A 14,591-nucleotide genomic window follows, 5' to 3' on the forward strand; every position below is an offset into this window, starting at 1 on the left:
TCATATGGAAACAGCAAAGAATGCTCAGGTAGTGGTAGTGGAAAGAAACTACAACGCGCCGGTAGGCCGGGTTTGGGAAGCCCTTACCGATAATAGTAAAATGAAACAATGGTATTTTGACATTGCCGATTTTAGACCCGAAGTTGGTTTTGAGTTTGAATTTTCGGGCGGCGACCCAAGTGGTAAAATGTACTTGCACAAATGTGTTGTGAAAACCGTTGAGCCTAATAAAAAACTGGCTTATACCTGGCGGTACGATGGTTATGAAGGCGAATCGCTGGTAACGTTTGAATTGACAGCGGAGGGCGAGGGAACACATATTAAAGTAACCCATACAGGCTTAGACACCTTCCCGCCGCTGGAAGCATTTAACCCTAAAAACTTCAACATGGGCTGGAACCATATTTTGGGTACCAGTTTAAAGGAATTTGTAGAGAAAGCGTAAAGGTTACATCCTTTTATTGCTCACCGCCATCTGGGTTTTCTACACTTTTGCCTTTCATGGCATGGCTGATGGCCTGATCCATTAAACGTTCGGCAAATGGGCGTGTAAATTCGTTTAACGTGTCTATATGTTTATGGATCAGGTCTTTATCGCCGGTAATTAAAGCGGCTTGCAGTTCGGTAATATACCTGTGTGTATCCGAAATTTCGGCTACAGATAGCCATTCGCTGTTCTTTTCAATAAAGCGTTTGGTGGTATAAATAATTTGTTCGCCTTCGGTACGGGCCTCTATCAGCATGCGCTGGGCGACGTCGTCTTTAGCATGGATGATGCTGTCCATTAGCATTTGTTCAACCTGGTCGTCGGTAATGCCATAGGTAGGGGTAACTTCAACTTCCTGTTTCACGCCCGAACGTAATTCTACCGCCTGTATTTTCAGTATACCATCTGCGTTAAGCAAAAAATTAATATCAACTTTAGGGAAACCTGCAGGCATAGCGGGGATACCTTTCAGGTCAAACTCGGCCAGTTTGCGGTTCTCTTTTATCAGATCGCGTTCGCCCTGGTAAACGGCTATCTTCATGTTCACCTGCCCATCGATAGAGGTGGTATATTGCCGCCCGGCTTTGGTTGGTACCTTAGAGTTTCGGGGGATGATCACATCCATCAAACCGCCCATGGTTTCGATACCCAACGATAATGGCGTTACATCCAGCAACAAGATATCACGACGGTTACCCGCTAAAATATCGGCTTGTATAGCTGCGCCAAGGGCAACCACTTCGTCGGGGTTAACGCTATCGTGCACCGGCTTGCCAAAAAAATCGGCCACAGTTCTTTTAACCAGCGCCGTACGGGTTGAACCGCCAACCATGATCACTTCATCAATAGCATCAATACCTAAACCTGCATCCTTTAAGGCATTTTTGCAGCATTCAATAGTTTGCTGCACTTTAGGTAAAATCAGGCTTTCGAAAGTATTACGGTCAAGGGTGCACCATATATCGCCTATTTTTTCGTTAAACAGGCTTTGATGGATAAATGATTTCTTTGCTTCTTCAGCTTTCAGGCGTAATTGCTGGGTAAGGCCCGAATCCTGTGTCAGGATGTTTTTATCCAGCTTATTTTGTTCTATCCAATAGTTTACAATGGCGCGGTCAAAATCATCACCGCCTAAAAATGTATCGCCGTTGGTAGCCAGTACTTCAAAAATGCCGTTTTGTATCTGCAATATCGATACATCAAAAGTCCCCCCGCCCAAATCGTAGACAGCAATGGTTTTAGTTTCTTCGGGGTTTAAACCAATCCCGTAAGCCAGGCTGGCAGCGGTAGGTTCGTTTACAATACGTAAAACATCTAATCCGGCCAGTTTGCCGGCATCGCGTGTGGCCTGGCGCTGGCTATCGTTAAAATAAGCCGGCACTGTAATCACCGCACGGTTAACCGGGGTTTTTATGGCATGCTCCGCGCGTTCTTTTAGTTCTTTTAATATTAGTCCCGAAAGCTCGATAGGGGTGTAGAATTTATCGCCCACCTTAATCTTAACCAGGCTTTCCGTATTATCATCAATAACCCTGTACGAGAAAAAGTCTTTATAATTCTCAATATCATGGTACGAGCGTCCCAGTAAACGTTTTACCGAAAAAATAGTGTTAGCCGGGTCGCTAATCAAATATTGTTTAGCTTCGTTACCTACGGTAATATCGCCGGCAGGACCAAAGTGCACTACCGAGGGTACCAGTACACCTTTACCGGTATCATTAATTACCTGCGGGTTTTTATCCGGATTAATGAATGCTACCAGCGAATTGGTGGTGCCTAAATCTATCCCAACAATGATATCTTCTTTCTGTAATGAACCCGTTGCCAGGTTTATAGAAACTTTAGCCATGTATATGTATTAACAAGCCGCAAATGTAGCGAGTTTTGCGCTATGGCTTATCATATCAAGGTATAATTCTTAAAAAGATATAAGACTAACCAATTGGATTTTTTCATATCATAGCAGAGCTCTAAATACATATTTACAATGGATGGATTTACAAATATGCTTTGATTTAAAATTATCGTCATCCACGTAATAAGGCTGGGTAATGTATTCTACTTCGCCGTATATAATCTGACCCCGATTACGATTGCTGGAATTTAGCTTGAGGACAGGTGTTCTAACCGGGATACTGAGTTTTTCTGTTTTATCAGATGATAGGTTGAGTTGAAATATCTTATCCCTTTTCTGATACTCTTCATAGGTGCTTATTACTCTGTTTTTAATAATAACATGCTTTACAAAAGGGTTAAAAATAGGGGGAACTTCTATCAGCAAACTATCGCCGTTTACAATTGCCATGCAGGGTATGGGCAGATAGGTATTTTCTTCCTTAATGCTGGTAATATCTTCTTTCTTTGAAGTATCATTAGGCGATGATAGGTAAATATGTACATTACCGCGATCTATTTTTTCCTCCTTATTTAAAGTATCTGTTTTATAAAAAGTAAATATGGCTACACCATTTGGGTTCCCGGTTTGTTTATATAATTCATTTAATGCAGCTTTATACTGAATTGGAATTTTTTTAACAGCTGCATCGTAATGGGATTTGGCAACAGGGGTATAAATAACCTGCGCAAATACAAATTGACTAACAAGGGATAGTATAATGAAAAGGCAGTTGCGCATATCTGTTTTGTTAAAGATACGCACATTTGCCTATAAAAAATCAATGACTAATGCACATGCACTTTTTCGCTGGTAAACAGCACCACACCATCATGCGCGTTTTCAACGCCGTTGGCAAAGCTGTCGTGATCTATCAGCATCTTTTCGTTTTCTATATATATATGCGAGCCTGCTATCACAAAATTCCCTTTAATAGTAAATACAGGGTCGGGGTGCTGCGAGTGTATCTCGTTAGTGATATGACTTGAAAGGCCGGCGTATTCATGCGGATCAAGCTGATAAACATCTAATATGGGTTCGGCATGATTAGCGTGATATACCCTTACACGGTTGGGTTCGGTAACTACCCTTACATCATCACCTTGCTGTACCATATTACCGGTTAAACGTATCGGGTGGTGATCGTCGACCGTATTAATATCGGCGTCAATCACCAACTCTTCGGCGCCACTGTTTTGCGGGTTATAAAAAGAGCGTATGGTTAAAAATGTAGTGATAGCTTGGCCGTCATTATAGCTAAAGGTACGATGGTTGCTTAAAAATATGTTAGTCCCAAAAATGAATGCGTGTTTCATAACGTATGGTTTTACTGGTTAATTAAATATTAAAGCATTGCAGGGGATAAAATGTTTTAATAATTATTGGGCCGGTTCGGTATAATTGTTGTACCATATCAGCTAAGGCAATACACAGCTTTAAATAATTATTTACCTAAAATTAATATGTTTATGAAAACGCAACAGGATGTAAAGAAAAGTGGAAACATGCAGGGACGGTCGACATCAAACAAAGCATTTGATAATGTGCGTGAAGACAAAAAGCAACAGGGGATAAGTAACGCAGGTGGCCAGCGGTCAGACCAAACCTCCAGCCGGGATAGCATGCACAAGCCCGAGCATAAAAAGTTTTAAGCGATATAGTTAATTTTTTAACGCCTCCCATAACCGGGAGGCGTTTTTTATTTAGTTAATAACATAACGCCAATACCAATGCTTTTTTTATTTTTGATGTAACATCAGATCAACTAACCACGTCATAAAAATAAAACACAAATGAAAACACTTAAATTAAGCATAATAGGCGCTGTTTTGCTGGCGTTAACCACATTTAGTTCATGCATGATGAACTGCGTCCATGGTTCAGGCGTACAGGCTGAAGAAAAGCGTAAGGTTAATGACTTCACGAGGATCAACGTAGCCGGCGGTTACAAGATCACTTTAAAACAGGATAGCTCGTTAGAACTAAATATTACGGCAGATGACAATGTGCTAAAATACCTGCGCACTACTGTTGATGGCGATGTATTAAAAATATCTACCAGGAAAAATATCTGTGCTAAAAACCCAATTGCTATTGTTATTGGCGTACACAACCTGGAGGCAATAAAAGGCGCGGGGGCTATAGAGGTTTTGTCGGATGGTAAACTGAAGGTGAAGGACTTTGATTTTAATTTATCGGGGGCCAGTAAAGTTAACCTGGATATGGATGCCAATAACGTAACTACCAAGGGTGCCGGCGCAACCGAACTTACTTTAAAAGGGCAAGCGGCAAGTCACAGCGTGCATTTAACCGGTAGCGGTAAGCTTTATGCGCTTGATTTTGTGGTTGGTAAATACGATGTGCAAACCACCGGCGCCAGCGAATGTAAAATAAACGTGCTGACAGATTTGGATGTACAAACTACCGGCGCGGCCGAAATATCGTACAAAGGGAACCCTGCCCATGTGAACAGCAGCAAAACCGGCGCAGCCGATATAAAGAAAATAGATTAACAACGTTTTAGCCTAACAACAAAAGCCCCGATGCATCGGGGCCTTTGTTGTTATATGGCAGGATTACAGCTACCGCCAGGCGCCTAAAATAGCGCCCATAAGTACCAGTGACACTACGCTGTAACCGCCGTTAATGAATATTAACCGCCAGTTTTTTTGTTCAAATAGGCTGTGGATAGCGATAGCGCAAAACGTCCATACTCCCGCAAGTAAACCTGCAGTAGCACCCCATGAAGTTGTTGTAGTGGGGGTAGCTAAAAACGCAGCCAGGTTAGCCGACATGATGAGCGAAAATACCGCCGTCATACCAAATATCTTCCCTTTGTTACCTTTTTGAATTTCTTCCTGTGTTAGGTTAGTATCGGTCATCCAGGCGGTCCCGAATACCTTAGGCGAATACCACAGGCCACCAACCATAAATGCCGATAGGGCCGCTACAAAAACAGCCGGCCAGTTAATAAGTGCTGGGTTCATAATTAAATTGTTTTAGGTTAAGTAATATTTAAATATAAGGTTATTAAGTAATTATATAAAGTATTACAGGCAAAATTTTAGTTTATTTAGATTGCGGTTAAACTGTATCATAACCGTACAGTTTGTGTAACACTTGCGTACACAATGGCAGGATATTATAAATGCAAATTACTAATTATCAATTTATTACGCACATGGTATGGCTTTAGGAGCGTGAATGCCAAAAAGGTAAAAATACATTGCCTCTGTCAAAAACACTTAATACCTGTTCATGATAAAAAATTATATAAAAACAGCACTGCGTAACCTATGGAAAGGGCGCGTATTTAACCTGATGAACATTTTGGGTTTATCGGTAGCTATTGCTACCTGTACCTTATTGTTCCTGGCTATTAGCTTTGAATTTTCGTTTGATAATTTCCACGAGAAATTACCCAATATATACCAGCTTTATACCACCGCTAACAGGTCGTCCAAGATAGAAAAAAGCACATCTATGCCGATACCTCTGGCCCCTGCACTAAAGGCAGACTATCAGGATATTGAGAATATATCCCGCATGGCCAATGGCGGCGCTTTAGTAAAATACGGAGAAAAGCAAATCAGTTTGAATATCCATTATGTAGATGAAGGGTTTTTAAAAATATTCACTTTCCCAATTATCAGCGGCAATACCAACCGCCCTTTACAGCACCTGAATGATATTGTAATTACAGAGTATGCCGCCAAAGCTCTTTTTGCTAAAGGTGTTGATCCCGTAGGTAAAACTGTCGAGCTTAAATTGAATAACCAGGCGCAAAGTTTTATAATAACGGGATTAGCAAAAGATTTTCCGAATAATTCAAGCATTGCCTTTGATATATTGATGCGGTTTGAAATGAACCCCAACTACCAACAGGCCCTTAACCAGTGGGATAATCAAAACAACCTGGTGTATATCCAGCTTAACGATAAAGTTGATGTGCAAGGTTTTGAAAAAAGGTTGCAAACATTTGTTAACAAGCATTTTACCGAGGCTATAAATAATATTAAGCGCGATGGTGCCCGGCCCGATGTTAACGGCAATGTATATACACTCAACGTAACCCCGTTTGCCCATAATCACTTTAATACCGATATAAACGGACTTGAAGGCGCTGTTGTAAGCCAATCGTCGGTGATATCGTTATTGGTTATCGGTATTTTTATATTGGTTATAGCCTGTATTAATTTCATAAACCTGTCAGTAGCCCGTTCCTTTACCCGGGCACGCGAAATTGGCGTGCGCAAAACACTTGGGGCCAGCAAACTACAGTTACTAAGCCAGTTTTGGGTAGAAACTATAATGGTTTGCCTGGTTGCTTTAGTAGTTGGGTTAGTACTGGCTTCGATGGTGTTATCAGGGTTCAAAGCAAATTTAAAGATCAATATTAGTATGGGCATGCTTTTGCACCCGACACTGTTACTAACCGGTATTGGCTTGTTTGTGCTGATAACTATAATTGCAGGTTTTTACCCGGCCTTGTTAATGCTGCGTTATAAAACGGTGATGGTGTTAAAAGGGTCGGTTAATACAACTAAACCCGGTAAAGTACGGAATACCTTATTAGTGGTGCAGTTTGCTATATCAACACTGTTGATTGTTTGTACACTAATTACCTGGCAGCAAACTAATTATATGCAAAATAAGCCGCTGGGCTATAACAAATCCGAAGTAATAAGTATACCTACAGGCAACGGGGTTGATGGTAATCAGGCATTGCGGCTGTTCAGGAACGTAGTAAATGGCGACCCAACCATTGTATCGGTAACGGGGGCTTATGATAACCTGGGCAACGGCAAGGACGGATCGCAACGCACATCAATTAACGGGTTTAATTATAACGGGCACGAACTGCGTACCGCCATACAAAAAGTAGATTACGATTACCTGAAAACATTGGATATTAAGTTGATCGATGGCCGTGATTTTTCGCGGGAATACGCTACAGATAGTAACGCCGTGTTGGTTAACGAGGCCATGGCCAAACAAATATCCACTAAAAATGCCCTCGGCGCCGACCTGCCTATGGATGATAAATATAAATCGCGGGTTATCGGGATATTTAAAAACTATAACTTCCGTTCGCTGCACGATGATATTATGCCCTTAACCCTGGTAATGGATAAGAACTATCCGATTAACTACATATTTGTTAAGGTAAAACCAGGCAATTTAATCCAGGGGTTCGATCATGTTAGCCAGAAATGGAAGGCCACTTTTCCATCTGTTGATTATAAAGGCAGCTGGCTGAACGAGAATACTGAAAAACAATATCAAAAGGAGAAACGCCTGTCAACCATATTTATCAGCAGCGCTATAATTGCTATCCTTATTTCGTGTATTGGCCTGGTGGCTATTTCTATCATGATTATGGTACAGCGCACAAAAGAGATAGGTATCCGTAAGGTATTGGGGTCCAGCGTAAGTAGCATAGTTATGCTACTATCCGGCGATTTTATTAAGCTGGTAGCCCTGGCGGCCGTAATTTCCTTCCCGATAGGGTGGTGGGTAATGAGCGACTGGCTAAAAGGCTACGCTTATCGTATCACTATTGAATGGTGGGTGTTTGCCTTAGCAGGTGTAGCGGCTATTGTAATAGCGTTTATAACCATCAGCTTCCAGGCAATAAAAGCGGCGATAGCCAACCCGGTTAAAAGTTTACGAAGCGAGTAGTTTAAAAGTCTGAAGTCAGAAGTTCTAAGTCTAAAGTTATTGACTTATGACTTTTCACTCAGAACTTCAGACTTAAAAACACTGTATCATAACCGTACGCTTTATGTTACGTAAGCGTACGGTTTTTTTATTACAATTCCTTTTTAAGTCATTGATAATGAATTAGTTTAATGTTTGGTACATTATTCATTATACAGCTATCGGTATTATAAATAATTTAGAAGGTTCAATCATCAAATCCATATTATAAAAAATGTTATCACTGCAACATATTTCAAAATACTACCAGGCCGGGGGAAATAAAAACTTTGTTTTAAACGATATCAGCTTAGAAATAGAAGAGGGCGAATTTGTATCTATCATGGGGCCCTCGGGTTCAGGTAAATCAACCCTGTTAAATATCATTGGTATGCTTGACGAACCCTCAGAAGGCTACCATTATTTTATGGGCCAGGCGGTACACCAACTAAAGGAAAAGCAACGTTCGGCGCTATACAAGCAATATATCGGCTTTGTATTCCAGGCTTATCATTTAATTGATGAACTAACCGTTTACGAAAATATTGAAACCCCGCTTATCTATCAGGATATAAAAAGCGCTGAACGCAAAGCGCTGGTAGCCGATATGCTCGACCGTTTCCAGATAGTAGGTAAGAAAGATCTTTTTCCGGCGCAATTATCCGGAGGCCAGCAGCAACTGGTGGGCATTGCACGTGCTTTAATAGCCCAGCCGCGCTTAATACTGGCCGATGAACCAACCGGTAACCTGAATTCGAAACAGGGCGAAGAGATTATGGAGATATTCCGCAAGCTGAACAAGGAAGACGGTGTAACCATTATCCAGGTAACCCACTCTGAAAAGAACGCGGCATATGGCTCAAGGATCATCGAACTGCTTGACGGAAAAATTGCCTCATCTACAAAATTTTAATTCAAATGCGCTATTTTAAATATATACTGATACTTACCTGTTTGTGGTCAACTGCATTTGCGCAACAGGCCGATTCTGTGCTTACACTACAGCAATGCATTGATATTGCCATTAAGAATAATTTAACGGTGCACAAAAGCGAACTGCAAATGGAAACCGACCGCATATACTGGAAACAAGCCCGCGAAAACATGTTGCCTACGCTTAATGGTAATATTGACCATACCATAAATAACGGCCGCAGCCAAAATGCCGATTTAACTTATGTAAACAGCCAAATAACTAACGCTAATTATAACCTGAGCAGCAACCTGGTTTTATTTAACGGCTTATCGTTAGTAAACAGCATTAAACAAACATCATTAGCTTACCAGGCAGGTAAAATGGATTATCAGCAAGCCAAAAATGATATTAGTTTAAATGTGATTACTACTTACCTACAGGTGCTGGATAACGAGGATCAGTTTGCGCAAGCTAAAACCCAGCTTGAGGTATCAAATAAACAGTTAGAACGTAACGAGATATTGAACAAGGAAGGCAACATTGCCCCCCAAACTTTATATGACCTGCGTGGTACCGCGGCTAACGATAAGCTGAACATAATTAACACCCGCAACGCCATTTATGCCGCCAAACTAAACTTATTGCAGATAATGAACGTGCCCTTTAATAAAGAGGTAAAGCTGGCACGCTTAAATGCCACTGAATTGCCGGGTTTATATGCACAAACGTCGGCACAGGTATATAGTAATGCTATAAATGACCTGGCATTGGTAAAGGCTGCCGAATTGCGTGTGCAAAGCGCCGAAAAAGGGGTGAGGGTTGCTTCGGGTAACTTATATCCAACGCTATCATTTAACGGAGGGGTGAATACCCAATATTCCAGCGGTTCCCGCGGGTCGTATAGCGATCAGTTCAGGGGCAATTATAGCAATGGTTTAGGCATAGGTTTAAGTATCCCTATTTTGAATGCTTTCCGAAGCCGCAACCGGGTTTCCCTGGCCAAAATAGTGTTACAGGATGCTAAGTATACTAACGATGCCACCAAAATACAACTGAAGCAAAATGTTGAACAGGCCTATGTGAATATGACATCGGCTTACGAGCGTTACCAGGTACTTGGCGACCAGGTGGCGGCCTATGCCGAATCATTCCGTATTGCCGAGGTAAGGTTTAATGAAGGCGATCTGAATTCGGTGGATTATCTTGTAGCCAAAGGCAACCTGGACCGGGCTAAGACTGGCTTAATAAATGCCCGGTACGACTACTTCATCCGCACCAAAATATTAGATTACTACCAGGGGAAACTGGCGCTGTAATTGTTTGAACCGGGATGTCTGAATCTCGATTAAACAGATGTTAAGATGTACAGGATTTTAATCCTGCAATCCTTATAATCCATTGAATCACGGTCCAGACAATCTGTTTAATCACGGTTCTGACAATCCCTTACTTCGCGGTTCAGGCACTTTTATTATTTTTAGCACAAAATTTACATTCAACCGTTTTCCTAAAAAACTTACTATGAAAAAGTGTATTTCATTTTTAACCGTTTGCCTGTTAATGGCAAAATTAACTACGGCACAAATTATCCCATCGTTTGAATTTGGCGTTAAAGGCGGCATGAACCTGTCGCGATTTTCGCATACAGCAACCTTTGCTACCGAAAACAGGGCAGGGTACCTTGGCGGGATTTATGCAAGGGCAGGGGGCTTGGGCTTCAATTTTCAACCCGAATTGTATATTACCAGCAAAAGCGTAACTGTAAACAGTGGCAGCACACAAAATAAGGCCACCTTCACCAGTATCGATCTGCCGCTGTTATTAGGCACTAAAATAGGCGCATTTGGCGTAGGCGGCAGGTTTTATACCGGGCCGTTAGTATCGTTTGCTATTAATAAAGATCAGAACGTAGGCGATGCGCTGGGGAATGCCCTGCATTTGAACTACAAAGACCAGAACCTGGCCTGGACATTCGGCGCTGGTTTAGACCTGAAAAAAGTTTCTATTGATTTCCGTTATGAATATGGTTTAACCAAGCAGCCTTATAACAACGGCAACGATGAAACCAGGATAAACCTGTTCAACTTAACCTTAGGGTATCGCTTATTTTCGTTGTAATGAGTTAACCGGCTTGGGCCGCAACAAGGGTAACAAGGCCAACCAGGCAAATACATACCATGATCCAGTACATAAATGACATACTGATCATTTTCCTGATAGTAACCCAGCGACGACGGTTATACACTACCCGTAACGACCGGTAAATGTAATACAATGTGTAAATGCAAAGAATCGCCGTCAACCAGTTGCTAACAACACTCCAGCTTTCAGGCAGTATCATTTGGATAATTAATATGATGGCTGAGAAAAGGAAGAAGAAGCAGTGAAGGTGAATTGCGTAGATCATATGTTCTACGTAATATTTTTTATTCCGCCAAAATGTAAATTTTAATATTAATGCAAATAAGGGAAGCAGCACAAACATCATTTTAGGCGCGTTGTGTTTCACATCTTCCATAAACATTTCTTTAGCATGCGCGCCGTATTTTTCTTTATATGCGTAATTTGATTTGTTATAAAAACGTTCCCAAAATCCATCGCGCTCATCAACCGGTAGTTTGTTTTGGCTGGCCGTATATTGGGCAAATGTGCTGTCAGTTTTATCGTCGCCGCTATCCGTTATTTTTACCGGGCTGCCATCATTACTTATTTTAACACCTTCGGCCGGCAAAGCATTTTTAACGGTTTTTTCTATGTTTTTTTTCTGATCGGCAGACAGGGCACCGTTTTTATCCAATTCCTTTTTTACTTTTTCAGCTACTTCTTTTTTCGAAACATGTTTGCCATCGTTTACCCGTACAACCTCGTGATTGGTTTTAAATATCAATAGAAAATAAACCAAACTAATAAAAATGTACATTTTAACCGGGTGCAGGTATTGTGCCCTGCGGCCAGCCATATACTCGAGGGTTAGTTTGCCGGGCTTAAGCAGCAATGGTTTCAGGGTATGAAAAAATTGCTGGTCGAAGTGGAAGTAATCGCTCACCGCATGATTCACCATATGCCCAAAACTTTCTTTTATCTGCAAGTTTTCCTGGCCGCAGTTATGGCAAAACTTTCCCTGCAGCTCGGTACCGCAATTCAGGCAGTCGTTTTCATGGCGATAATGTTTCTTCATGTGGTGATAGGGCCGTGTATAAGTCGGGCTAAAATAGCAAAAATGCCTGATTAGAATTTATTAAAAATTTATAAAAGTGCGTCATTGCGAGCGTTGCGTGGGAATCCCCGGTATGTAGAGCCGCTCTACTTGTCGGGATCGCCATGTCGCTGGTAGAAGCTCCTCGCGATGACGTACTTAATTTATTTAAACAGCCGCTTATATAATGCAGATATTTTTATTTAACGCCTTATACGTGATTAATAGCCTCAACAAGTGCTTTATTATGTTTGTATCTAAACACAAACGGAAATATAACTGCAATAACCAAAGCATAGGCGGCAAAGCTTAACCATATGTTGTGCCAGTCTTTCTCATCGCCGTGAGTAAAGAAATGCTGGATAACCCAGCCACTGATCATACTGCCGAAGAATGCGCCAAAGCCGTTGACCATCATCATAAACAAACCCTGCGCGCTGCCACGTATTTCGGGAGTGGTTTGGGTTTCAACAAACAGGGAGCCGGAGATATTGAAAAAATCGAACGCCATGCCGTAAACAATACACGATAACACGATCATCCACAGGCCATCTGCCGGGTTACCAAAGGCAAATAAGCCAAAACGCAACACCCAGGCCAGCATACTGAACAGCATGACATACTTGATACCAAACTTGCGCAGAAAGAAGGGGATAGCCAATATAAACAGCGTTTCTGATACCTGTGAGATAGACATAATGATAGCCGGGTATTTCACCGTGATGGTATCTTTATAAGCGGCTATCTTATCAAAATCGTGGATATAGGTATCGCCATAAGCATTTGTTAACTGCAGTGCCGCGCCTAAAAGCATGGAAAAGGCGAAAAATATAGCGAATTTGGGCGTTTTGAATAATGTAAAAGCCTTCAACCCCAAAGCATCAACAAAAGATTTATTACTGACCTTGTTCATCAGCGGCGGGCATTTAGGCAGCGTGAACGAATAGATACCTAATGCCATAGCCACTGCCGATGCAATATAGAATTGATTAGCCGATGTTTCATTATGGGTAATGCTAACTGTCCACAATGCAGCTATAAAACCTATAGTGCCCCATATTCTTATCGGTGGATAAACTTTTACCACATCTTCACCGCGACTTTTCAATGCGGAATAAGCCACGGTAATTGACAAGGATAAGGTTGGCATATAAAAGATCATATTAAGCAATATGATCCAAAAGAAAGTGGTTGGGTTAGTCACCATTGGGATGGAAAACAACACCAGCGAACCGAGTATGTGCATAATGCCGTAAAGTTTTTCGGCATTGATAAATTTATCTGAGATAATACCTGTAAGCGCCGGCATAAATATAGCCGAGATACCCATGGTAGAAAAAATAGCGCCAAACTGCGCGCCCGACCATCCTTTATTTTGAAACCAATAGGCGCCAATGGTGAGCAGCCAGGCCCCCCAAATAAAAAATTGCATAAAATTCATCAGTATTAAGCGAAACTTAATATTCATAAAGGCGTCCGGGTTAAAATCAGATTAAATAATTATTGAATTAAAAGCGGAAAATAAGGAAATATTATGAAATGAGAAAACTGCAATGTGTGGAACTATTAGAAAAAATTTGAAAGTAATTTTATCTTCGCCGAAACTTTATTTACAATTTATGAAAAAAATCTCTGCAATCGTATTTGGCGTGCTATGCCTTAGCACAGCCGCGTTTTCACAAACTACGGGTACTACACAATTTGGGATTCAAGTGGGTTACAACGGTGCAACTGTAACGTCGGGCGAGGCAAACGCTGCTTTTAAAGCAGGTTTCAACGCAGGTGTGGCAGTTGAACATTATTTCTCAGAACACTGGAGCTTTAAAGGCAAAGTACTTTACGACCAAAAAGGCTGGGTTGATGGTTTTTATACCATTAATGGCAATACCTTTGCAACCACCTTTACTACATATCATTACAATTTAAATTATGTAACCATTCCACTGTTAGCTAACTGGCACTTTGGCCGCACTAAAAATTGGTATTTGAACTTTGGGCCATACATAGGATTTTTAACAAGTGCCGAACTTAAAGATAGTAACACTGATATTAAAGGCTATTTCAATTCAACCGATGGCGGGCTTGATGTTGGTATTGGTGTAAAATTCCCGATTGGTGCACAAACCAGGTTTTTTATTGAATACAACGCGGAAGCTGGTGTTGTAAATATTAACAACGGCCCGTCAACTTCCAGAAACACTACGGGGGCTTTTAATATAGGCCTCACCTTTTAAGAAAAAAGGCATTAACAAAAAGGGGCGATATTTAATATCGCCCCTTTTTTGTAAAATTATGGTTTACACTTTTTGGGTATGTAAACCATATAAAATATTGAAAATCAATCATTTAATGCGAAAATATAGTCGATTTTTGTAAACCATGTAAACCATAATTTTGG

14 protein-coding genes are annotated in these 14,591 nt (G+C 41.2%); 8 read left to right on the forward strand and 6 right to left on the reverse strand.

Features of this window, described 5'->3' with window-relative positions:
- The first annotated feature begins 4 nt into the window (after window positions 1–4).
- Window positions 5–445: an SRPBCC family protein gene (locus IRJ18_RS08775; protein WP_194105808.1), complete on the forward strand. Its 441-nt coding sequence runs from the start codon at window positions 5–7 to the stop codon at window positions 443–445.
- A gap of 13 nt (window positions 446–458) precedes the next feature.
- Here the strand turns inward: IRJ18_RS08775 and hscA are convergent, their stop codons facing one another.
- The 3 genes from hscA to IRJ18_RS08790 form a co-directional block, all read right to left on the reverse strand.
- Entirely contained in the window at window positions 459–2,336 is a 1,878-nt protein-coding gene (gene hscA / locus IRJ18_RS08780; protein WP_194105809.1) for a Fe-S protein assembly chaperone HscA, read from the reverse strand.
- 108 nt (window positions 2,337–2,444) lie between these two features.
- A complete protein-coding gene (locus IRJ18_RS08785) occupies window positions 2,445–3,122 on the reverse strand; it encodes a hypothetical protein (protein ID WP_194105810.1) in 678 nt (225 codons plus the stop codon).
- A 47-nt stretch (window positions 3,123–3,169) separates the two neighbouring features.
- Window positions 3,170–3,697: a hypothetical protein gene (locus tag IRJ18_RS08790; RefSeq protein ID WP_194105811.1), complete on the reverse strand. Its 528-nt coding sequence runs from the start codon at window positions 3,695–3,697 to the stop codon at window positions 3,170–3,172.
- 153 nt (window positions 3,698–3,850) lie between these two features.
- Between IRJ18_RS08790 and IRJ18_RS08795 the strand changes: the two genes are divergently transcribed.
- Together IRJ18_RS08795 and IRJ18_RS08800 are read left to right on the forward strand one after the other, a co-directional pair.
- A complete protein-coding gene (locus tag IRJ18_RS08795; protein WP_194105812.1) occupies window positions 3,851–4,033 on the forward strand; it encodes a hypothetical protein in 183 nt (60 codons plus the stop codon).
- Window positions 4,034–4,174: 141 nt separating this feature from the next.
- Window positions 4,175–4,894 carry a head GIN domain-containing protein gene (locus IRJ18_RS08800; RefSeq protein ID WP_194105813.1) on the forward strand — a complete coding sequence of 240 codons (720 nt, stop codon included), beginning with the start codon at window positions 4,175–4,177 and terminating at the stop codon, window positions 4,892–4,894.
- Window positions 4,895–4,963: 69 nt separating this feature from the next.
- Here IRJ18_RS08800 and IRJ18_RS08805 read toward each other — a convergent pair whose 3' ends face one another.
- Window positions 4,964–5,368, reverse strand: coding sequence for a DUF1761 domain-containing protein (locus IRJ18_RS08805; RefSeq protein WP_194105814.1), 405 nt, complete (start codon window positions 5,366–5,368; stop codon window positions 4,964–4,966).
- A 271-nt stretch (window positions 5,369–5,639) separates the two neighbouring features.
- Here IRJ18_RS08805 and IRJ18_RS08810 point away from each other — a divergent pair, with 271 nt between their 5' ends.
- The 4 genes from IRJ18_RS08810 to IRJ18_RS08825 all read left to right on the forward strand — a co-directional run bounded on the left by IRJ18_RS08810 (window position 5,640) and on the right by IRJ18_RS08825 (window position 11,115).
- Window positions 5,640–8,063: an ABC transporter permease gene (locus IRJ18_RS08810; protein ID WP_194105815.1), complete on the forward strand. Its 2,424-nt coding sequence runs from the start codon at window positions 5,640–5,642 to the stop codon at window positions 8,061–8,063.
- A gap of 253 nt (window positions 8,064–8,316) precedes the next feature.
- Window positions 8,317–8,994, forward strand: a complete 678-nt coding sequence (locus tag IRJ18_RS08815; RefSeq protein ID WP_194105816.1) for an ABC transporter ATP-binding protein — start codon at window positions 8,317–8,319, stop codon at window positions 8,992–8,994.
- 5 nt (window positions 8,995–8,999) lie between these two features.
- Window positions 9,000–10,313, forward strand: coding sequence for a TolC family protein (locus IRJ18_RS08820; RefSeq protein ID WP_194105817.1), 1,314 nt, complete (start codon window positions 9,000–9,002; stop codon window positions 10,311–10,313).
- A 205-nt stretch (window positions 10,314–10,518) separates the two neighbouring features.
- Window positions 10,519–11,115 carry a porin family protein gene (locus IRJ18_RS08825; RefSeq protein ID WP_194105818.1) on the forward strand — a complete coding sequence of 199 codons (597 nt, stop codon included), beginning with the start codon at window positions 10,519–10,521 and terminating at the stop codon, window positions 11,113–11,115.
- A gap of 4 nt (window positions 11,116–11,119) precedes the next feature.
- On the opposite strand, the gene IRJ18_RS08830 is transcribed toward IRJ18_RS08825, so the two are convergent.
- Both IRJ18_RS08830 and IRJ18_RS08835 read right to left on the reverse strand, forming a co-directional pair.
- Window positions 11,120–12,175: a DUF3667 domain-containing protein gene (locus IRJ18_RS08830; RefSeq protein WP_194105819.1), complete on the reverse strand. Its 1,056-nt coding sequence runs from the start codon at window positions 12,173–12,175 to the stop codon at window positions 11,120–11,122.
- Window positions 12,176–12,404: 229 nt separating this feature from the next.
- Window positions 12,405–13,661: a nucleoside permease gene (locus IRJ18_RS08835; protein WP_194105820.1), complete on the reverse strand. Its 1,257-nt coding sequence runs from the start codon at window positions 13,659–13,661 to the stop codon at window positions 12,405–12,407.
- Between the two features lie 151 nt (window positions 13,662–13,812).
- Between IRJ18_RS08835 and IRJ18_RS08840 the strand changes: the two genes are divergently transcribed.
- Window positions 13,813–14,427 (forward strand): porin family protein, encoded by a 615-nt coding sequence (locus IRJ18_RS08840; protein ID WP_194105821.1) that lies wholly within the window; start codon window positions 13,813–13,815, stop codon window positions 14,425–14,427.
- Window positions 14,428–14,591 lie beyond the last annotated feature (164 nt).

The sequence above is a fragment of the Mucilaginibacter boryungensis genome (assembly GCF_015221995.1).
Taxonomy (GTDB): Bacteria; Bacteroidota; Bacteroidia; order Sphingobacteriales; family Sphingobacteriaceae; genus Mucilaginibacter; species Mucilaginibacter boryungensis.

Excerpts from the sequence above, each read along its gene's own strand:
- IRJ18_RS08800 (WP_194105813.1), top strand. The coding sequence starts at position 4,175 with ATGAAAACACTTAAATTAAGCATAATAGGCGCTGTTTTGCTGGCGTTA.
- hscA (WP_194105809.1), bottom strand. The coding sequence starts at position 2,336 with ATGGCTAAAGTTTCTATAAACCTGGCAACGGGTTCATTACAGAAAGAA.
- IRJ18_RS08825 (WP_194105818.1), top strand. The coding sequence starts at position 10,519 with ATGAAAAAGTGTATTTCATTTTTAACCGTTTGCCTGTTAATGGCAAAA.
- IRJ18_RS08840 (WP_194105821.1), top strand. The coding sequence starts at position 13,813 with ATGAAAAAAATCTCTGCAATCGTATTTGGCGTGCTATGCCTTAGCACA.
- IRJ18_RS08790 (WP_194105811.1), bottom strand. The coding sequence starts at position 3,697 with ATGAAACACGCATTCATTTTTGGGACTAACATATTTTTAAGCAACCAT.
- IRJ18_RS08830 (WP_194105819.1), bottom strand. The coding sequence starts at position 12,175 with ATGAAGAAACATTATCGCCATGAAAACGACTGCCTGAATTGCGGTACC.
- IRJ18_RS08810 (WP_194105815.1), top strand. The coding sequence starts at position 5,640 with ATGATAAAAAATTATATAAAAACAGCACTGCGTAACCTATGGAAAGGG.
- IRJ18_RS08795 (WP_194105812.1), top strand. The coding sequence starts at position 3,851 with ATGAAAACGCAACAGGATGTAAAGAAAAGTGGAAACATGCAGGGACGG.
- IRJ18_RS08820 (WP_194105817.1), top strand. The coding sequence starts at position 9,000 with ATGCGCTATTTTAAATATATACTGATACTTACCTGTTTGTGGTCAACT.
- IRJ18_RS08775 (WP_194105808.1), top strand. The coding sequence starts at position 5 with ATGGAAACAGCAAAGAATGCTCAGGTAGTGGTAGTGGAAAGAAACTAC.
- IRJ18_RS08785 (WP_194105810.1), bottom strand. The coding sequence starts at position 3,122 with ATGCGCAACTGCCTTTTCATTATACTATCCCTTGTTAGTCAATTTGTA.
- IRJ18_RS08815 (WP_194105816.1), top strand. The coding sequence starts at position 8,317 with ATGTTATCACTGCAACATATTTCAAAATACTACCAGGCCGGGGGAAAT.
- IRJ18_RS08805 (WP_194105814.1), bottom strand. The coding sequence starts at position 5,368 with ATGAACCCAGCACTTATTAACTGGCCGGCTGTTTTTGTAGCGGCCCTA.
- IRJ18_RS08835 (WP_194105820.1), bottom strand. The coding sequence starts at position 13,661 with ATGAATATTAAGTTTCGCTTAATACTGATGAATTTTATGCAATTTTTT.